General features: G+C 68.1%; 19 protein-coding genes. 6 read left to right on the top strand and 13 right to left on the bottom strand.

What is annotated here, in order from left to right; all coding sequences use genetic code 11:
* Positions 1-131 precede the first annotated feature (131 nt).
* Positions 132-1,760 (bottom strand): peptide chain release factor 3, encoded by a 1,629-nt coding sequence (locus GD628_RS07795; RefSeq protein WP_152274344.1) that lies wholly within the window; start codon positions 1,758-1,760, stop codon positions 132-134.
* 168 nt (positions 1,761-1,928) lie between these two features.
* Between GD628_RS07795 and GD628_RS07800 the strand changes: the two genes are divergently transcribed.
* Complete coding sequence (locus tag GD628_RS07800) at positions 1,929-3,080, top strand: acetyl-CoA C-acetyltransferase (protein ID WP_152274345.1); 1,152 nt, start codon at positions 1,929-1,931, stop codon at positions 3,078-3,080.
* A gap of 28 nt (positions 3,081-3,108) precedes the next feature.
* A complete protein-coding gene (locus tag GD628_RS07805; RefSeq protein ID WP_152274346.1) occupies positions 3,109-3,654 on the top strand; it encodes a GNAT family N-acetyltransferase in 546 nt (181 codons plus the stop codon).
* Here the strand turns inward: GD628_RS07805 and GD628_RS07810 are convergent.
* The 12 genes from GD628_RS07810 to GD628_RS07860 form a co-directional block, all read right to left on the bottom strand.
* Entirely contained in the window at positions 3,651-4,238 is a 588-nt protein-coding gene (locus GD628_RS07810; protein ID WP_193313221.1) for a V-type ATP synthase subunit D, read from the bottom strand. The genes GD628_RS07805 and GD628_RS07810 overlap by 4 nt on opposite strands.
* Complete coding sequence (locus GD628_RS07815; RefSeq protein ID WP_152274348.1) at positions 4,235-5,638, bottom strand: V-type ATP synthase subunit B; 1,404 nt, start codon at positions 5,636-5,638, stop codon at positions 4,235-4,237. Before GD628_RS07815 ends, GD628_RS07810 begins: the two co-directional genes overlap by 4 nt.
* A complete protein-coding gene (locus GD628_RS07820; protein WP_152274349.1) occupies positions 5,635-7,407 on the bottom strand; it encodes a V-type ATP synthase subunit A in 1,773 nt (590 codons plus the stop codon). Before GD628_RS07820 ends, GD628_RS07815 begins: the two co-directional genes overlap by 4 nt.
* Complete coding sequence (locus tag GD628_RS07825; RefSeq protein WP_152274350.1) at positions 7,395-7,919, bottom strand: V-type ATP synthase subunit E family protein; 525 nt, start codon at positions 7,917-7,919, stop codon at positions 7,395-7,397. The genes GD628_RS07820 and GD628_RS07825 overlap by 13 nt, the downstream gene beginning before the upstream one ends.
* Positions 7,916-8,146, bottom strand: coding sequence for a V-type ATP synthase subunit F (locus GD628_RS07830; protein ID WP_152274351.1), 231 nt, complete (start codon positions 8,144-8,146; stop codon positions 7,916-7,918). Before GD628_RS07830 ends, GD628_RS07825 begins: the two co-directional genes overlap by 4 nt.
* On the bottom strand, positions 8,143-8,595 hold the full coding sequence (locus GD628_RS07835) for an ATP synthase subunit C (RefSeq protein ID WP_091605375.1): 453 nt from the start codon (positions 8,593-8,595) through the stop codon (positions 8,143-8,145). The genes GD628_RS07830 and GD628_RS07835 overlap by 4 nt, the downstream gene beginning before the upstream one ends.
* Positions 8,592-9,908 (bottom strand): V-type ATPase 116kDa subunit family protein, encoded by a 1,317-nt coding sequence (locus tag GD628_RS07840; RefSeq protein ID WP_193313222.1) that lies wholly within the window; start codon positions 9,906-9,908, stop codon positions 8,592-8,594. The genes GD628_RS07835 and GD628_RS07840 overlap by 4 nt, the downstream gene beginning before the upstream one ends.
* Positions 9,895-10,953, bottom strand: a complete 1,059-nt coding sequence (locus GD628_RS16470) for a hypothetical protein (protein WP_193313223.1) — start codon at positions 10,951-10,953, stop codon at positions 9,895-9,897. The genes GD628_RS07840 and GD628_RS16470 overlap by 14 nt, the downstream gene beginning before the upstream one ends.
* Positions 10,950-11,477, bottom strand: a complete 528-nt coding sequence (locus GD628_RS07845; protein ID WP_152274353.1) for an ATP synthase subunit B family protein — start codon at positions 11,475-11,477, stop codon at positions 10,950-10,952. The genes GD628_RS16470 and GD628_RS07845 overlap by 4 nt, the downstream gene beginning before the upstream one ends.
* Positions 11,478-11,529: 52 nt before the next feature.
* Positions 11,530-11,853 (bottom strand): ferritin family protein, encoded by a 324-nt coding sequence (locus tag GD628_RS07850; protein ID WP_091605367.1) that lies wholly within the window; start codon positions 11,851-11,853, stop codon positions 11,530-11,532.
* A gap of 141 nt (positions 11,854-11,994) precedes the next feature.
* Positions 11,995-12,435, bottom strand: coding sequence for a peptide-methionine (R)-S-oxide reductase MsrB (msrB, locus tag GD628_RS07855; RefSeq protein ID WP_152274590.1), 441 nt, complete (start codon positions 12,433-12,435; stop codon positions 11,995-11,997).
* A 92-nt stretch (positions 12,436-12,527) separates the two neighbouring features.
* Positions 12,528-13,019 carry a hypothetical protein gene (locus GD628_RS07860; RefSeq protein ID WP_152274354.1) on the bottom strand — a complete coding sequence of 164 codons (492 nt, stop codon included), beginning with the start codon at positions 13,017-13,019 and terminating at the stop codon, positions 12,528-12,530.
* Positions 13,020-13,112: 93 nt separating this feature from the next.
* On the opposite strand from GD628_RS07860, the gene GD628_RS07865 reads away from it, so the two are divergent.
* The 4 genes from GD628_RS07865 (at position 13,113) to GD628_RS16660 (ending at position 17,843) form a co-directional block, all read left to right on the top strand.
* Positions 13,113-14,360 (top strand): alpha/beta hydrolase, encoded by a 1,248-nt coding sequence (locus tag GD628_RS07865; protein ID WP_152274355.1) that lies wholly within the window; start codon positions 13,113-13,115, stop codon positions 14,358-14,360.
* A 159-nt stretch (positions 14,361-14,519) separates the two neighbouring features.
* On the top strand, positions 14,520-14,903 hold the full coding sequence (locus tag GD628_RS07870; protein WP_091605355.1) for a DUF1304 domain-containing protein: 384 nt from the start codon (positions 14,520-14,522) through the stop codon (positions 14,901-14,903).
* Between the two features lie 243 nt (positions 14,904-15,146).
* Complete coding sequence (locus tag GD628_RS07875) at positions 15,147-15,770, top strand: hypothetical protein (protein WP_152274356.1); 624 nt, start codon at positions 15,147-15,149, stop codon at positions 15,768-15,770.
* A gap of 465 nt (positions 15,771-16,235) precedes the next feature.
* On the top strand, positions 16,236-17,843 hold the full coding sequence (locus GD628_RS16660; protein ID WP_226802416.1) for an HNH endonuclease: 1,608 nt from the start codon (positions 16,236-16,238) through the stop codon (positions 17,841-17,843).
* The last annotated feature ends 278 nt before the right edge of the window (positions 17,844-18,121 follow it).

Consider the following 18,121-nt stretch of genomic DNA (forward strand, 5'->3'; position numbering starts at 1 on the left):
CGGGAAGATGCGATGGCCCCAGCGTAGCCACAAATCAAGCAAACTTAGCCTCGATGCGCGTTCCAATAAGCAACGCTTATGCTTCCCGCTTTTGGCTGCGGGATTTGGCCCAGCGGTTCTTCGGGTATCCGTCAGTAGCCGCGGCTGTTCGGTGACTCCGTGCCGATGACCGCCAGCGGAACCTCCGGGTGGTTTTTCTCCACACGGCGCAGCGCCCAGATGTCATTGAATACCGCGACGAACGCTCCGTCGGTGCGTACCAGTACCTCGGCACCGTGCACGTTGGAGAGGATTTCCGCTGCACCGGCGGAAGTGAGCCGGGCGAGGGAGTAGGAGAGCTGCTCGTAGCGCATGGGGGCGTTGAAGTCCTGTGTCATGCGGTCTTCCACCACCTCGAACTGCATGGGGCCGACGGCGGCGAGCACGGGCGCCTGATCGCCGCGCCGGTCGGAGCGGAGCACCTGGATGATCCCTTCGTGCTCAAGCTGGTCGATGCCTCGCCGGAACTGCTTGTACCGGCTGGGATCCTGGGACCGGGCAACCCGGAAGTGTTCGGGGGAGAAGAACGGAATGGGGGGATATTCCACCGGTTCCTCCACATACAGGCTGTCGCCCACCCGGAGTGCAGAAGCGTTGACCAGCCCGACGACGTCGCCCGGGTACGCCTGGTCAATCACTTCACGTTCGCGGCCGAACAGGTGCTGGGCGTACTTCGTGGCGAAGGTCTTTCCGGTGTTTGAATGCGTCACCACCATTCCGCGCTCGAAGATTCCGGAGCAGACACGGATGAACGCTACATGGTCCCGGTGGGCGCGGTTCATTCCGGCCTGGACCTTGAAGACGAATCCGGAGAAGGGCGCCTCGACAGGGCGCAGGCCGCCGTCCTTGTCCTCGCGCGGTCCAGCTGACGGGGCCAGGTCCACGAGGGCATCAAGGATCTGCTTGACGCCGAAGTTCAGGGCTGCGGAGGAGAAGAGGATGGGGGTGGCCTTGGCGTCGAGGAAGGCGTCCCGGTCGAATTCCCGGCCGTCAATGACGAGTTCGGCCTCATCCAGGGAGTCGGTCCAGGCGTCGCCTTCGCGTTCCAGTGCCTGTTCCGGGGTGAAGTGTTCTTCCTTGGCCAGGGAGGCGCCGGAGTTCTGCCGTTCGAAGTGGACGTATTCGTCCTTCTGCAGGTCCCAGACTCCGCGGAAGTCGCCGGCGATGCCGATCGCCCAGGTCAGCGGCATGGGGGCCAGGCCGGTGCGCTCGGTGATTTCGTCCATGAGCGCCAGCGGGTCCAGGCCGGGACGGTCCCACTTGTTGATGACAGTGATGATCGGCAGGTTGCGCGCGCGGCAGACTTCGAAGAGCTTCATGGTCTGGGTTTCCAGGCCCTTGGCGGCGTCCACCAGCATGACCGCGCAGTCTACGGCAGCGAGGACACGGTAGGTGTCCTCGGAGAAGTCGGCGTGGCCCGGGGTGTCCAGCAGGTTGATGACGGTGTCCCGGTAGGCGAACTGCAGGGCCGTGGAGCTGATGGAGATGCCGCGGTCCTTTTCCATCTGCATCCAGTCGGAGACCGTTTCGCGGCGGTTCTCCTTGCCATTGGTGGCCCCTGCCGTGCCGATGACCCTGGCGTGAAGGGCAAGTGCTTCCGTGAGGGTGGACTTGCCGGCGTCGGGGTGGGAGATGACGGCAAAGGTGCGCCGGCGGGCGGACTCCTTGAGGATCTCCTTGGTGGCGGTGGCGCTGACGGTGGTGGATACCTGTTGGGACACTCCGCTGCTTTCACATGTGGTGGGAAGAAGGGCCGCGGGGCTGGGGGCCCGCGGCAGCGCTGCCCGTGATGACAGCCTTTCCATTCTAGCCGTTTCCGCGGCGGGCTCCGGCAGCGGAGCGGTAACGTGGTGCAGGACACAGACGATCGAGCGGCAAAGGGGCCGGCCATGGCTGAGGCATTCATTATCGATGCGTTGCGTACTCCGGTGGGACGGCGCGGCGGGGGACTGAGCGGGATGCACCCGGCGGACCTGGCCGCTGCCGTCCTGGGCGAAACGGTGCGGCGCACGGGACTGGAATCCGATGAGTTCGACGAGGTGATCCTGGGATGCATCGACCAGGTGGGTCCGCAGGCCATGGACATAGCCCGCACCGCCTGGCTGGCCGCAGGGCTCTCCGAGCGGGTGCCCGGAACCACTGTCGAGCGCCAGTGCGGGTCGGGGCAGCAGGCAATTTCCTATGCCGCGCAGGCCGTGATGAGCGGCACCAGCGACCTGGTGATAGCCGGCGGTGTGCAGAACATGTCCGCGGTGCCCATCGGCTTCGCCAACACGGCCGCGGCGGAGCTCGGTTTCCCCAACCCGTTTGCCGGTTCCGCGGGCTGGGAAGCCCGATACGGTACGCAGCCCATCTCGCAGTTCATCGGCGCGGAAATGATGGTGGACCGCTGGGGCCTCAGCCGCGCCGAAATGGAGGACTTCGCCGTCGGCTCCCATGAACGGGCGCTTGCCGCCCAGGCCCAGGGCCGCTTCGACCGCGAGATCCTCCCGGTCGCCGGGATCACGGCGGACGAAGGCCCACGCGTGCCCAACCGGGAGAAGATCGAATCCCTGGCACCGCTGCGCGACGGCGGCAAGCTGACCGCCGCGACGTCGTCGCAGATTTCGGACGCCGCCGCAGTGCTCCTGCTGGCTTCGGAAGACGCCGTGCGCCGGTACGGCCTGGCACCACGCGCCCGCATCCACCACATCTCTGCCCGCGGGGATGACCCGGTCATGATGCTCAGCGCTCCCATCGAAGCCACCCGGCACGCACTCAAACGCACCGGCATGTCCCTGGATCGGATGGACCGTATCGAGATCAACGAGGCGTTCGCCTCCGTGGTCCTGGCCTGGCAGCGGGAGCTGGACGCAGACATGTCCAGGGTAAACGTCAACGGTGGCGGGATCTCCCTGGGTCACCCGATCGGCGCCACGGGTGCGCGCCTAATGACTACCCTGCTCCACGAACTGGAGCGCACCGGCGGGCGCTACGGACTGCAGACCATGTGCGAGGGCGGCGGCCAGGCCAACGTCACGATCATCGAACGCCTCGGCTGAACGCCGCCGCGTCTCCTAGACTTCGGCCATGGCTATTAGTTTTGTGCCCATGGTGCAGTCCGACCATGAGTCCCGGGCGCTGGTCCGGTTCCTGACCTCCAACCATTTCCCGTTCCACGTCCTGCCGGTGCACACCGAAGCATCCGCCCGGAAGCTGGTGGAGGAGGGCCGCTTCTGGAGCCCGGAGTCAATCGGATTCTGGATCGAGGACGGTCCGGAGCGGATCGGACTGGTGGTGCTGGACGACTTGGAGGAGGACACCCCCATGTTCGACCTTCGGCTGGCGGAGGAGTTCCGCGGCCGCGGACGGGGAACCGAAGTCCTGAAGGCGCTGTGTGCCCTGGTGTTCGAGCGGTTCCCGGAGGCGGTGCGTTTCGAGGGGCAGACCCGGGAGGACAACCTGGCGATGCGCAGGACTTTCCTGCGCGCCGGGTTCCTGAAGGAAGCGCATTACCGGCTGGGCTGGCCGACGGCGGAAGGCAGCCGGGTGGCCTCGGTGGCCTACGCCATTCTGCGGCAGGACTGGGCCAGCGGAGAAGTCACGCCGTTCGACTGGGAGGATGTCCCGGCCTAGATTGCACCCGCCGCCCACCGCAGCCGCAGGCTCTCCTCAAGTTCCTGTTCAGCGAGGCTGCGCAGGATCCGTTCGAGGTCCGCTTCCAGCTTCGGTATCCAGCGGTGTTCCACGGCGCGCTGCCGGGTGCGGGTCGCGGCGAGTTCCCGGCTGAGCAGGAGCAGCGCCCGTGCATCGGCGGCATGGACGACGGCGGCAGCGAGCGCCTCCCGGTGTGCCGCGGCAGCGTAGGCGAGCGCGGAGGAACCCGTGGAGGGCATCCGGTGCGGCAGTGTAACGGCGGCGCCCTCGGGGTAGGCGATTCCCATGGCTCCGCCCCAGCGGATATCGGCCTCGGCAAGGGTGTCCGGCACCGCTTCGCGGATGGGTCCCAGTCCGTCCAGGGCCAGGGACCGTCCCAGCCAGCGGGCCGCGCGGGCCGCAGCCGCGTGGAAGCGCCGCAGGCTCTGCTCGGATGATTCGGCCCTGTTGCCGATGGCGATCCGCAGGATCTGCTGCTTGCGGTCCAGCAGCTCCGCCCCGCGCCGGGCCGTCTCGAGCCGGCGTTCGGTTTCGGCCCGCGCTGCCCGCCCGGTCCCGCTCACAGCCGGGCCCCTCCGAGCGGTCCCGGGAGGTATCTGTCCAGCAACTCGTTGGAGATCATGCTCAACTCGCGGCGGGGCAGCAGGGCGAGGGCTTCCCACGCCAGGCCGAGCGTCTGCTCCAGGGAGCGGTACTCGTCCACTCCCTGGTTCAGCAGTTTCTCCTCCACGGCCGAGCGGAACGCTATGTAGGCACGGTCCGCCTCACCCAGCGCATCCTCACCGACGAGTTCGGCCAGTTCCGAAGCCTGCCGGGCCCTGGCCATGGCGGCGAGCACCTGCGCCGCCACATCCAGGTGGTCCTCCCGCGTCCTGCCCTTGCCCGCCCCGGAACGCATCAGCCGGGAGAGGGAGGACAGTACGTCTACCGGCGGGTAAATATCCCGGGCGCTGATGTCCGGGGAGAGCACTATCTGCCCTTCGGTGATGTAGCCGGTGAGGTCCGGAACCGGATGCGTCATGTCCCCCGAGGGCATGGTCAGGACCGGGACGATCGTCACGGACCCCTCCCTGCCCTGGACACGCCCGCAGCGTTCGTACAGGGTCGCCAGATCGCTGTAGAGGTAGCCGGGGTAGCCGCGGCGTGCCGGGATTTCCTTGCGGGCGGCGGAGACTTCCCGCACGGCCTCGGCGTAGCTGGTCATGTCGCTCATGACCACCAGGACGTCGCTGCCTTCCTCATAGGCCAGGTGCTCGGCAATGCTCAGGGCGATCCGGGGGGTGAGGATCCGCTCAATCACCGGGTCGTCAGCGGCGTTGAGCAGCAGCACCAGTTCCCCGGCCGCGGAACGTTCCTCCAGCCGGTCCCGGATGTAGGCGATGTCCGCGTGCGTCATGCCCATGGCAGCGAAGACCACCCGGAAGTTCCGGCCGCCGGAGCGGGACTGGGCGGCGATCTGCGTGGCGAGGGTCAGATGCGGCAGCCCGGCGACGGAGAAGATGGGAAGTTTCTGCCCGCGGACCAGCGTGGTGAGGGCGTCGATGGCGGAGATCCCCGTTATGACCGCTTCCTTGGGCGGGATCCGGTACACCGGGTTGAGCGGCCATCCACCTACCGGCTCCACGGTGTCAGCGGTAACCGGAGGGCCGCCGTCAAGGGGTTCTCCGCGTCCGTTGCAGACCCGGCCAAGCCATTCCGGTCCCACCGGTATGTGCAGGGGCCTGCCCTGGAAACGCACCGAGATGCCGCCCAGGCGCATTCCGTCGGTGCCCTCAAGCACCTGCAGCAGGGCCTGGTCCCCGTTGACCTCCAGCACCAGGGCATGCCGTTCCGGGCCGCCCTCGACGTCGACGCCGGCGAACTCGTCCCAGCCCACGCCGTCGGCGTCGCCCACAACCATGAGCGGACCGCGCAGTTCGCGGACGTCGCGGTGGGAAACGAGGTTGCGGTTTGGCACGGTCATCGCAGCTCCTTCAGCCCGGCGAGGAAGTCCGCGGCGCGCTCGGCGACCCCGTCGGCGTCGGCCGGCCCGGCGGACTCGCGCAGGCGCAGCAGCGGGGAGAAATCGAACGAATCGACGGTGGCCGGGGGAACACCGCGGGCTACCAGTTCCTGGCAGGCGTCTACGGTGTCCAGCACGGCCTGCAGCAGGGCCGCGCCCTTGGCGGCGGAACAGTAGCCGTCGTTGGCGCTGAGCGCATTCTGCACCAGCACGCCGTCGCGCAGCAGCCGCCCGCCCAGCAGCACCACCTGCTCGTGGCCGGGCAGGGAGTTCGTTCCGATAATTTCGGCCAGGGCAGCCAGGCGGTCCGCCTCGGCCAGGATGAGGCCGGCCCGGGCCCGGCGGGAGGCCCATTCCGGATCCCCGTTGGCTGCGTGCCAGCGTCCCAGGGCGTCGGCGTCCCGGGAGAAGGACCCGCGCCAGCTTACGGCCGGATAGTGCCGCGAATAGGCCAGCTCCCGGTCCAGCTGCCACAGCGAACGGACGAAGCGCTGGGTTCCGGTGGTCACCGGTTCGCTCATGTCCCCGCCCGGGGGAGAGACGGCGCCGATGACCGTGACGGATGCGGTGCCCCCGCCCAGAGTGATGGCCAGGGACGCGCGTTCGTAGAAGGCTGCGAGTTCGGATGCCAGCGACGCCGGGTATCCTTCCTCGGCCGGCAGGTCACCGTTGCGGTTGGCGAACTCGCGCAGGGCTTCGGCCCAGCGCGAGGTGGAGTCGGCGATGACCACCGCGTGGTAGCCCATGTCCCGGAAGAACTCCGCGACGGTAACCCCGGTGTTGATGCTCGCTTCCCGGGCCATCATGGGCATGTTGGACGTGTTGGCAATGATGACGGTGCGGTCCAGGAGTGCGCCGCCGGTGCGGGGATCCTCCAGGCTGCCCAGTCCATCGAGCACATCCGCCATCTCATTGCCGCGCTCGCCGCAGCCTACGTACACAATCACATCGGCGTCGGACCATTTGGCGATCTGCTGCAGCAGCAGTGTCTTGCCGGTGCCGAACCCTCCCGGCACCGCGGCGGCCGCTCCACGGGGAAGGGGGAACATCAGGTCAAGGACCCGCTGCCCGGTGTGCATCGGCACGGCGTCGGAGAGGCGGGAGGAGACCGGGCGGGGGAGGTGGACCGGCCAGCGCTGGGCCAGGCTGACATCGGTGCCGCCCACTACGGCGGCGCGCTCGAGTGGACGCAGCAGGCCGTTGCCCAGCCAGGTCAGTTCCCCCTCTACGCCCGAAGGCACGGTGACCCGGAACGGCACGCTTCCCGCGTCGGCAACGGTGCCGAGCACCTGCCCCGGGCTGACCGTGTCCCCGACCGTGGCCTGCGGCTCGAACTTCCACGGGCGGTCCAGAAGCTGCCGGTCCTCGGCGGCGTCCTGCCGGTCTGCGCTCAGCCACAGGGGAGCGGAGGACAGCGGCCGGAGCAGGCCGTCGAAAACCTGTCCCAGCAGGTGCGGTCCGAGCAGGGCGGAAAGCTGGTGCCCGGTTCCTTCCGCAGCGTCTCCGGCCTTGAGGCCGCCGGTGTATTCGTAGGCCTGCAGCACGGCGTCGCTGCCGTTGACGGCAATCGTCTCCGCGGAGATCCGGTCAGGCCCCAGTGCCACCACTTCCAGCATGGAGACGTCCGGGAGGCCGCTGATTTCAACAAGCGGTCCGCTGACCCGCCGAACCCGCCCCGTCCCGCCGGCCTGGGCCCCGTTGCCGGTGCCTCCAGTCCCTACTCCTGCCACAGGTCACGCACCTCCCCGGCATAGCGTTCAAGCGCTGCGCTGCCCAGCGCAGGCAGGGACAGGTCGACGCTGCGTGAGCCCAGGCTGGCCGTGATGCCGCCGCCGGGGGCCTCGCTGGTTCGCGCGCCGGCGCCGAGGAGCTGCCGGGCCTGGTCCCGCAGTGCCTCCAGCAGGGCGGGGTAGCGCCGGTCGCTGCGGAGCCTGGCCGCCTCGGCCAGGACCTGGCGGCGCAGTTCTTCGCGCAGTTCCTCCTCGCGGGCCAGGACCGTCCTGCCGGCTTCGCGGCGCGCCCGGGCGGAACGAAGCACAGCCTCGGCCCGCGCCGCCTCACGGCCGTCCGCCTCGGCACGGCTGCGGATCTGCCCTGCTTCCGACCGTCCGCGTTCCCGGATTTCCGCTGCCTGGCGCTCGGCGGTGTCCAGGATGGTTTGGGCCTGCGCTGCCGAGCCGGAACGGATGGCCTCGCGGATGGGCGCCAGCGCGGGAGCGGCGGTGCGCGGAAGGGTGCTCATGCGGGCAGCGCCACGGTCAGGGGTGCCGCGGCATTGTCCAGGTGCCCGGCCAGGGCGGCAGCGGCGTCGGCCGTCAGGAGGACGACGGCGGTGTCCTCCGGGAGCGTGGACCAGGCCTGCCGCACGTCCTCGTCCGTCTTCGCGGGGATCAGCCGTGCGCCGGCGAGCTCGTACCCGGCCAGTATCTCCGGCGCGCCCAGCGCGGCGATGACCGCCCGGGCGCTCATGCCTGGCCGATCAGGATGATGGAGATGATCAGCCCGTAGATCGCGATGCCTTCCGCCAGTCCCACCACCACCATGGCCCGTCCAAAGATCTCCGGGCGTTCACTCATGGCTGCGAGCGCAGCCGATCCGGTGTACGCCACGGCGATTGCGGCACCAATCGAGGAACCCGCGACGGCGATCGCGGCGCCGATCAGGGCGGCACTGGAGCTGTCGGATCCGTCGGTCGCCATGGAAACCGCTGTTCCCGCGGCCCCGCCGGATGCTGACGCCGGTGCAGCCGCGAAGGCCGCGGCCAGCAGGGCCAGCGCTCCTGCCATGATCAGCCCGTTCACGCCGAGCATCACCTTGATGCCTGCTCCCCGACGGCGCCGGAGCAGCCAGAGCGCTCCTCCGGCCAGCAGGATGGTGATGATCAGTGCCAGGGGGATACCGGCAAACCAGGGATTCATGGCGTTTGCCTTTCAGTGGTGGACGAACCGGAGGCCTCGGATTCGGGCAGCCGGGGGCTCCAGGGTTTGAACGGACGGCCTTCATCCGTGAAGATGCGCGAGAAAAGCTCGTAGTACTCCAGCCGCAGGGCCTGGATCGCAGCAACCAGGCCTTCCAGCGCGAACGTGATTGCGTTGCCCACGAGGAACACCAGCACGGCCAGCACGGCCCGCCAGTCCGGATGCCACAGCGCGGTGGTTCCCTGCCAGACGATGGACATCAGCGCCGCGTGCGTCAGGCCGAATGCGGCGAGCCGGGTAAAGGACACCAGGTTTGACGCGAGCTGGATGACGGTATCCACCAGTTCCACGGACGCCTGCATGGTCCCGGTGCCGCCTCCTCCCGCCTCCACGAACAGGCCGGTGAAGATCAGCACCAGCGCCAGCAGCGCCAGGACGGCGGCGGCCACGATCATGGGAGTCCAGCCGGCAACCAGCCCACCCGCCAGCATGCCGACGGCGAGGAAGAGCAACGCGCCGGCCAGCCCTGTGCGGGCATAGAGCGCATAGCCCCAGCCGCCTTCCCGCACCCGGTTGATGGTGCCGAGGGTGAAGGCGAAGGCGAGCAGCACGGCACCGAAAATCAAGGCGGCGATGAGCAGGGGTATGGGATTCTCCACCGGTTCCAGCCACAGCACCGGAATAACGTGGGTGGGGCCGAAGAACTCCCCGTACAGCACCCCGAAGAAGACCGCCGCCAGTCCGGCGCCGAAGATGAAGAGCCAGGACCGCTGGAAGCGGCGGATTTTCGCGATCCTGCCTGAGCGGACGATCAGTCCGGCCAGGACCAGCAGCAGCCCCTGCCCGGCGTCCCCGAACATCATGCCGAACATGACCACGTACGCGAGCCCGGCCAGCCTCGCCGGGTCCACGTCGGCATACGGCACGGTGGTGTAGGTGTCCACGAGCAGGCGGGAAAATTTCGGCGCCTGCCGGGTGCGGTGTTCATTTCCGGTCAGCAGGGTGGGCGGCTGGACGCCGCGGGGCGCTTTGAGCGGAACGACGCCGGCGCCCAGAGGATTCAGCGCCTGCTGCAGTTCAGGGACCCGGCGCGACGGCGCCCAACCCACCAGCCCGGTTACCGCGCCGTTCTGCACCGCCGCTCCGGCAGCGCGGTCAATCTCCTCCGGCCCGTCACCGGGCGTGTAGGGAAGCTCAAGTTCGACGGCGGCGCTGCGGGCCACCTCTTCCAGGGCGTCACGGGTGCGGTCCGTGGGGGCGATGACCGCCACACGGTCCATGCGGATGGGGCTGAGGGTTTCACGCCACTGCATCGAGCACCTCGCTGCCCGCGCCGACAGCTGCCGCGGCCAGCGCCGCGCGGACACGCCAGGCATCCATGGCCAGGACGGTGATGGCCCCGACGGCGATGTCCGGGCCGGGCAGCCCGGAGCGCAGCAGGGCGAACGCCTCCTCCTCGGCCTGTGCCCGCAGTGACGCCTCGGTCCGCCAGAGTTCACCGGGGTCCTCAATTCCGGACAGGGCGCCGGCAGCTGCGGCGGGCAGCGCCGCGCGGAAGGACGCCACATCCTGCGCCTCGGTCCAGGCCGTGCCGATCATGGGCTGCAGCAGGGTGTTCAGGCGGTTTCCTTCCGGGGGGTTACCCGGTTCCATCCGGCCGCCTGCGGTGTCTTGCGCACCGGGTACCGCGAGCACGCGGCGGGCAGCCAGCAGCGCCGCGGCGGCCACCATCCAGCGGCGGGTTTGGGGTGCACTGGCCGCCAGCCGGCGGAGCCAGACGACCGTCAGTGTGTCCGCGAGGTCCTGCGGAGTACCCGGGTCTCCCCAAGGGCTTGTCCGCAGGGCTTCCACCAGCTCCGAGTAGGTCCCCGCCCGTGCGAGCCTCGGCCAAGCGGTAGCCAGTCCGCCCAGGTCAAAGTACTCCGGGAGGGCCGCGCGGCGCCGCAGCGGGTCATCCCTTTCGGCGGATTCGGCATCCCGGAGCCGCCGGGAAAGCACTGTGATGTTCCCGAGTTCGAAGACGGCTCCGGCAGCCCGAACCATCCGCGCTCCGGAGACCGGCAGCCAGCCGGCAAGCACGCGCAGCTGCCACAGGACGCTGCGGCGCGTTGCGTGCTGCGCAGCGGCCAGGCTAACTTCCGTGCCGCTTGCCGCTGCGTATGCCGCCCTGGCGGGGGTCCGCTCCGTTGCGGTGTTCGGATTCGCGATGAGTTCCGGGCCGTAACCGGTTTGTTCGAAGAGCCCCAGGGCCTGCGGCAGCGAGCCCAGGGCTGCAGCCTCCCGGCACAGTCCTGCCCCGGCCCGCCGGCGTGCCATCGCCTTCGCACGCACAGATGCGGCCACCCAGTCGGACCTCACTGTGTGTCCTCGGTGTGTGTGCTGTTGCCTTGTCCGGCGTCGGTCCCGCCGTCGTGTCCGGCGTCGGTCCCGCCGTCGTGTCCGGCGTCGGGGGAGTCTTCGCCGAGGTAGTCACGGGCAATGGAGCCGGCGATCCTCGCGGCAAGCTCCGGAATCCGTTCCCGTGCTGCCCGCCCAAGCCGATCGGCCCGGTCCCGAGCCGCCGAAAGGAGTTCCTTTTCCTGGTCCGCGGCACGTTGGGTTACCTCTTCTGCGGCCCGGGCGCGGACGGACCCGGAATCAAGCCGCGCCTGGGCCACGTCGGCGTCGGCCTGCCGCCGTGCGTCGGCCAGCAGTTCCTCGGCGCGGGCCGTGGCCGCCTCGACGCGGGCTTTGCCTTCTTCGGTATCCGGCTGGAGCGCGGCAAAGACCGGCAGCAGTTCGGCGTCGGGGCCTTCCTGGTCCGTGGATGGAACACCTACGGGCCCGGAGGGGCCGGGCGCGCCGACCGGGCGGAACCGGTCCAGGATGGTTGGCCGTGCCATTGCCCATTCACCTCCGGGGGGTTCGGCAGGGGGAAAGCTTCCTGCTCCGGACCTACTCGCTGTCGGTTGCAGCTGCCTCCGAGGCTTCGCCGTGGGCAACGATGTCGCCGTCGGTGAAGAGGATGCCCCGTGCCATGTCCCGCCACTGGGGCGTTCTGCGGAGCAGGAATTCAAGTTCCATGGAGAAGTGCTTGAACTCCTCGCCGAGGGAGTCCTGCATGATGGCCCGGGATTCGGCGTCGGGCTCCACGGAGATGCGCTGCACGTACCAGCCGATCGCCTCGGCTTCCTCGCTCAGGCTGGCGCACATCCTGGCAAACGTCCGGGTCTCGGCGGACAGCTCCGCCGGCGGTTCGTGGTACTGGTCTGTTCCCATTGCAGCTCCTGGCTGGCCAGACGGGCGGGCAGCAAAAAACCCGCCGTACGCTGGGCCGAAAACGGGTTCGGCGCGTTATTCGAGCGTACGGCGGGCTATTGGGAGGCACAATGGCCGGGGGGCAACCGTGCCCCTCGGGGGTCAGTTCCCGTCTGCGGCCTTGGGGACCAGCTTGATGGAAATCGAATTGATGCAGTACCGCTGGTCGGTGGGGGTGTCGAAACCCTCGCCCTCGAACAGGTGTCCCATGTGGGAGTCGCAGTTCGCGCACCGGACTTCGATGCGGTCCATGCCCATGCTGCGGTCATGCAGGTAGCGAACCTTGCCTTCGGCCAGCGGCGCGAAGAAGGAGGGCCAGCCGCAGTGCGAATCGAACTTCTCGCTGCTGGTAAACAGTTCGGCACCGCAGGCCCGGCAGGCGTAGACGCCCTCGGTCTTGGTGTCCCAGTATTCGCCGGTGTACGGGCGTTCCGTGCCCGCCTGGCGGAGGACCTGGTACTCGGCAGGAGTCAGCTCGGCCCGCCATTCGTCGTCGGACTTCTGGACCGGGAACTGAGTACCGGTGTCATTGCTGCTGTTCATTGCCGCCTCACTGTTCGTTCCTTTAGTGCTCATGTTCGCTGCAACGTCCGGAGCCGGCCAATAAATCCCGGCTCCGGGTTCCTCCCGTCTGCCTAGGAGTCCCCGATGAAGGTAGATCCCGAATACAGGTGCAGGACCGGCACGCCCAGGCGGTCCTGTGCTTCATTGGCCCAGTCCGTGCCGAAGGTGTCTTCCACCGCGTGTGGAGTGGTGATGACAACTACCTGCTGGGCCTGCGAGCGCCGCGCTTCCTCGACCACGGCTTCAACCGGATTCTGTCCTGTGACCCGCCCGTCGGCGTCAAAACCCAGGCCGCGCAGCAGGTCCAGAGATTCCGCGAGCTCCTGCTCAGCGGCCTTGACCTCCTGTTTCTCGCTCAGGTGCGGCCCGGCGATGTTGCGGTAAGCAGCGGCGAAATCCAGCAGGCTGAGGTTGTCGAGGACGTCCACCAGCATGTTCCGTCCGGGATCGGCCGGTACCAGGATTTCGAACCGGACCGGGTTGTCCTCCGCCAGATAACCCAGGTTGCGGGCATCGGCTTCGTTCAGCGTTTCTTCCGTTAGCACCAGAATCGTAGGGTTCATCCTGCCAGCCTAGCTTTTCCGGGCGTCAGCGCCACCCGGAACGTCGCCCAGCCGGGTTTACCCTGCCGGCGGAAAGTCGGTAACAATGAAGTCATGGTTCTCTCTCCTTCCGAAGTGACCGAATCCTCCTCCGCAATGACCCCGCCGTGGGTCAAATGGACCGCTTTCGGTGCCGGCATGGGCGTTGCTGCGTCCACCGCCGTGCTCGCTGCGACGTCGGGACTGGCCGTCTACTTCGCGCGGCAAATAGTCACTCCCCGCCGGGAGCGGGATGAGAACCTCGAAATCCTCGCGGTGATCGACTCACCGCACGGACTGCAGGTGATCCTGCCCGCCAACGAGGACACGACCGTTCCCGGAACCTACGGCCTGTATTGGAACCGCGGTGAGGGACATGCCCGGATTGGCGAGATCCGTTCCTACGTGCCGCGGGAAGGGACCGTGCAGCGCGACGTCGAACAGGTCTATTCGGGGGACATCGCCTCGGCCGTCCGGGGATGGTGGTCCGGTGCCATTCACCCGTCGCCTTCAGCGGCCGGATTCCCGCAGGAGGACGTAGAGATCGACGTCGAGAACGGCACGGCGCCGGCCTGGCTGGTGCGCTCGCTGGACGATTCGGGTACCTGGGCCATCATGGTCCACGGACGCGGTGCCCAGCGCACCGAAACGATCCGCGGGCTGGGTGCAGCCCGGCGCGCGGGCATGACCAGCCTGCTGATTTCCTACCGCAACGACGGCGAAGCCCCCTACGCCTCCGACGGCCGCTACGGCCTGGGCCTGACGGAATGGCGCGACGTCGAAGCAGCCATCCGCTACGCGCTCGAGAACGGTGCACGCGACGTCGTTCTCTTCGGCTGGTCCATGGGGGGAGCAATCGCGCTGCAGACCGCGGACCTTTCACCGCTCAAGCGGCACATCCGTGCCCTGGTGCTTGATGGTCCGGTAGTGAACTGGGTGGAGGTTCTGGCCCACCACGCGCGCCTGAACCGGATTCCCGCGCAGGTTGGCAGGCTGGGGCAGTGGCTGATCTCCAACGCTGCCGGACGGACACTGACCGGGCTCGCGGCACCGCTGGATTTGCGGAGCATGGACTGGGTGTCCCGGGCCGAGGAAATCCGGACCCCCGTGCTGATCGTGCACAGCGAGCGGGACGAGTTTGTTCCCGTGGGTCCCTCTGCGGACCTGGCGGAGAAGAATCCGGACCTGGTGACTTTCGTCCGTTTCCCGCAGGGCGGGCATACCCGCGAATACAACGTTGACCCTGCCCGCTGGGAGGACACCGTGGCCGGATGGTTGGAGACAGCTATCGGCCGGACCCGCCGTCCGGCTGAGCACCGCTAGGATTCAGCCAGCCTGTTCTTCTGCTGAGCGTCCGTGTTGCCGGCGGCTCATTGTGGCCGGCTGTGCCGGATGCGAGCATAGGGGAAGCCGGAAACGGCGCCGGGCGGCTGTCCCTGCTGTCCACTGTTCTCCGGTACCGGGTGCCGGTAGGAGGAACCCATGCTCGTCGTCGCGTCCGTCTTCGCACTCATTGCCGCTGCCATCCACGTGTACATCTTTGTGCTTGAGTCGATCCGGTGGACGGCCCCCGCGACCATGGAGCTGTTCCGGATTCCCAACGGCGAACAGGCGGCCCATACCCAGGGGCTCGCCTACAACCAGGGCTTCTACAATCTTTTCCTTGCCGTGGGAGCGATCCTCGGCGTCATCCTGCTGGGGGTGGGGAACGTCGCCGTAGGGGCTACCCTCGTCGGCTACGCCGCTGCCTCCATGATGCTTGCCGGCGTGGTGCTGCTTCTGAAGGACTCCCGGATGCTCCGTCCGGCATTGATCCAGGCCGGCCCCGCGCTGCTGACCCTCGTGTTCCTGATAGCGGGGCTTTGAGACTGGTCCTTGGTCAGGGGGCGGGGCGGGTTCCTTGCTGCGTGGCAGGGATAGGCCCTTTCCTGGGCGCGGTTCCCGGGGGTGTTTCCCGGGGGTGGTGCCCGGGGGTGTTTCGTCGGGTGGGCCGCCGGACCGGGACGTGGACCGGGACGTTGACCGGGACGTTGACCAGGCGGGCGCCGCCGGCCGTGTCCGCTGGTGCCGCCGTCGGGCGTCGTCGGCCTCCGTGCTAGATTTCCCTCCATGCCGGGGCACGAGAGACAGATCCAGAGTTCGGTGAGTGAGCCGGGGGCGCGTTCGGGCGATCAGATCGGATCAGCGGCTGGCTCCGCTGTGGCTGCGGATGCCTACAGCGGCGCTGCGCTGATGTCCGCCGTCGGCGTCGGGACGGTGTTGTCCCTCCTCTACGTCCTGAGTGGCAATGCCGTCTTCAGGGCGCCATGGGAGCCCGCCGACCTGTCTTTCCTCTTTCCGGGGGTGCTGTATCCGTTCTGGAGTCTGCTGCCTCTGATAGTTCCCGCCGTGGTGATATTCGCGGCCTACGTCCTCGTCGCCAAGAAGGAGAACCGCTTGAACGTGCGGCGGCAGCGCGGCGCCCTGGCTTTGCTTGGTTTCACGGCACCGTTCCTGGCGCTTCTGCTGTGGAGCACGACGTATAGCGGGGTCTATGGCGCGGCGCTTCTGGCACTCGCTTTGCGTACCCGCGAGACACGGACCGCAGCGACCGGTGTAATGGCCTTCGCTGCGTACCTGGCGGCTTTCTTCCTTGCCGAATCGTGGGTTGTCCTCCCGATGCTCGGACTGGTGGCTGTCGCGGCGTTTGCGGGTAGCTGGCGGGTTGGACGAGGTTCCGGGAACGGGTTCTGAGCCCGGGCAGTTCAGGAGGGCCTCCACTGCGGGACGCGTGTGGACACGTTCCCCATGAAAACACTGCCGTTCGTGCACACCGTTGTCCCCTCCACAGTCCGTCATGCTGGGCTGGTTCGCCCATGAGTTGTCCCCAGAGTCTCCAGGTACTCTGCCGGGTTTGATCCTGCGAAGGAAGCCGAGCTTACACGCGCTCGCGGGTGCTCAAGGCGAGTACTGGAACCCGCAGGTTCGCTCTTTTGGTGCGAGGGGAGGGGCCCTATACTCGAACACATGTTCGAATCATTCCAGCCGCCCCCGGCGCCACCGCTACGGAATTCAGGGGGTATGTACACCAAGGTTCCATGTGTCACTGGGAATCCACTTCCTGTCAGTGCTGGCAATGGCTGCAGTCCAGTCGAACCTGGACGGCAGCTCGCAGCGAGAGTTCGAAGCTTCTCTGCCGCGCTCGCAGGTGCCGACCTGTTGGAGACGGCCGATTCACAGCTGGTGGATTTGTTGCGGGTGCTGGAGGAACTGAAGTCATCGGCCGCGGCGGTGCAGGCCTGTGCTGCGGCCGTGCTCGACGCGTCCCAGCGCCGGGTCCAGTCCCGTGCCGGTGTCCCGGCAGCCCACCTGGGGCGTGGTGTCGGAGCGCAGATCGCCCTGGCCCGCAGGGATTCCCCGCACCGCGGCAGCCGGCACCTGGGACTCGGCAAAGCACTGGTCCACGAAATGCCCCACACCCTCGCCGCACTGGCATCCGGGGTGCTCAGTGAATGGCGGGCAACCCTGCTCGTCCGGGAAACCGCCTGCCTGGACCTGGAAGACCGGCACCGGGTAGACGAACTGATCTGCAAGGACCCGGACTCCCTTGACGGAGTGGGCGACCGGAAACTGATCGCCCGGATCCGTTCCATCACCCAGGCCATCGATCCCGCCTCCCAGGTCCGGCGCAACGCGAAGGCCGTCTCCGACCGGTATGTTTCCTGCCGCCCGGCACCGGACACCATGTGTTTTGTCACCGGGCTGCTGCCAGTCGCGCAGGGAGTGGCCGTCTACGCCGCACTGTCCCGGGCAGCAGATTCGCTGCGTGCCTCAGGGGATGCGCGGGGCCGGGGCCAGATCATGGCCGATACCCTCGTTGAACGCGTGACCGGGCAGGCAGCAGCAGACCGGGTTCCAGTAGAAGTGCAGCTGGTCATCACCGACCGAACCCTGTTCACCGGCCGGACTCCGTTTCCCGACCGGACCCTGTTCACCGACCGGCACGGGGAAACCGTGCCCGGCGTGGATGCTTCGCCCGGAAGGACGGGAGTGCCGGTAGCGCCTGGACGGCTGGGCCGCGTTGGAGCGCCGGTAGCGCCTGGACGGCTGAGCGGCGTTGGAGTGCCGGTAGCACCCGGAGGGCCGGGCCGGTCCGGAACAGGATCACTTGGAACGCTGGGGCCTTGGGATGCTGGCGGCACGGCTGGGCCATTGGGAGGGTCGGGCAGGGATGCGCCCGCTTACTTCCCCGGGTACGGGATCGTCCCCGGAGCATGGGCCCGGGACCTGATCCGCTCCGCCCTCGGACTTGGGAACTACCAGCAATCTCCCCCGGCGGCGGCCGGCTGGCAGGGACCTCCACCCGGTGCCGGTGCCGGTGCAGGTGCCCCAGCTTCGCCTCCACATGACGAACAGCGAACCCCGGTGACCCTGCGGCGCCTCTACCTGGACCGGGTATCCGGGGAACTGACAGCGATGGAATCCAAGGCCCGGGCCTTCCCGGCCGGCCTGGCACGCATGATCCGCACCCGGGACCAAACCTGCCGTACACCCTGGTGCGACGCACCGATCCGGCACATCGACCACATAGAACCCCATGCGGAAGGCGGACGCACCAGCTACGCCAACGGACAGGGACTCTGCGAATCCTGCAACCAGGCCAAGGAAGCACCAGGATGGAATTCATCGTCCACTCCAGTCAGCTCCCGCAGGAATGACGTCTCGCCCCGGCATACCGTCCGAACAACGACGCCCACCGGGCACACTTACTCCTCCATGGCGCCGCCGCTTCCGGGCGTGGCATCCGCAATTGGCGGGGCCAGCTGAGTCGGCTCGGGCAGTACCTGTTACGCTTTCTCGCATGATCGTTTCGGTACCCGGCTGCGTTTGCGCAGCGGAAGCGCTGGTGGGCCTCAGGCCCTACTGTGCGCCACGCTCCTAGCACGCACACCACCCATTGCAGGTACGGCCCCTGTCCGGCTTCCTCCGTCCCATTGCCGGTAGACGAAGCACGCCCGCACTCCGCCCACCGATCCCGCCCCGACAGGCTGGGTCCTGGGCACGGCGAAGCCTGGAGAGCCGCCTGCACCAGCGCCCAGAGAGCT

It is taken from the genome of Arthrobacter koreensis (assembly GCF_009193255.1).
Classification (GTDB): Bacteria; Actinomycetota; Actinomycetes; order Actinomycetales; family Micrococcaceae; genus Arthrobacter_B; species Arthrobacter_B koreensis.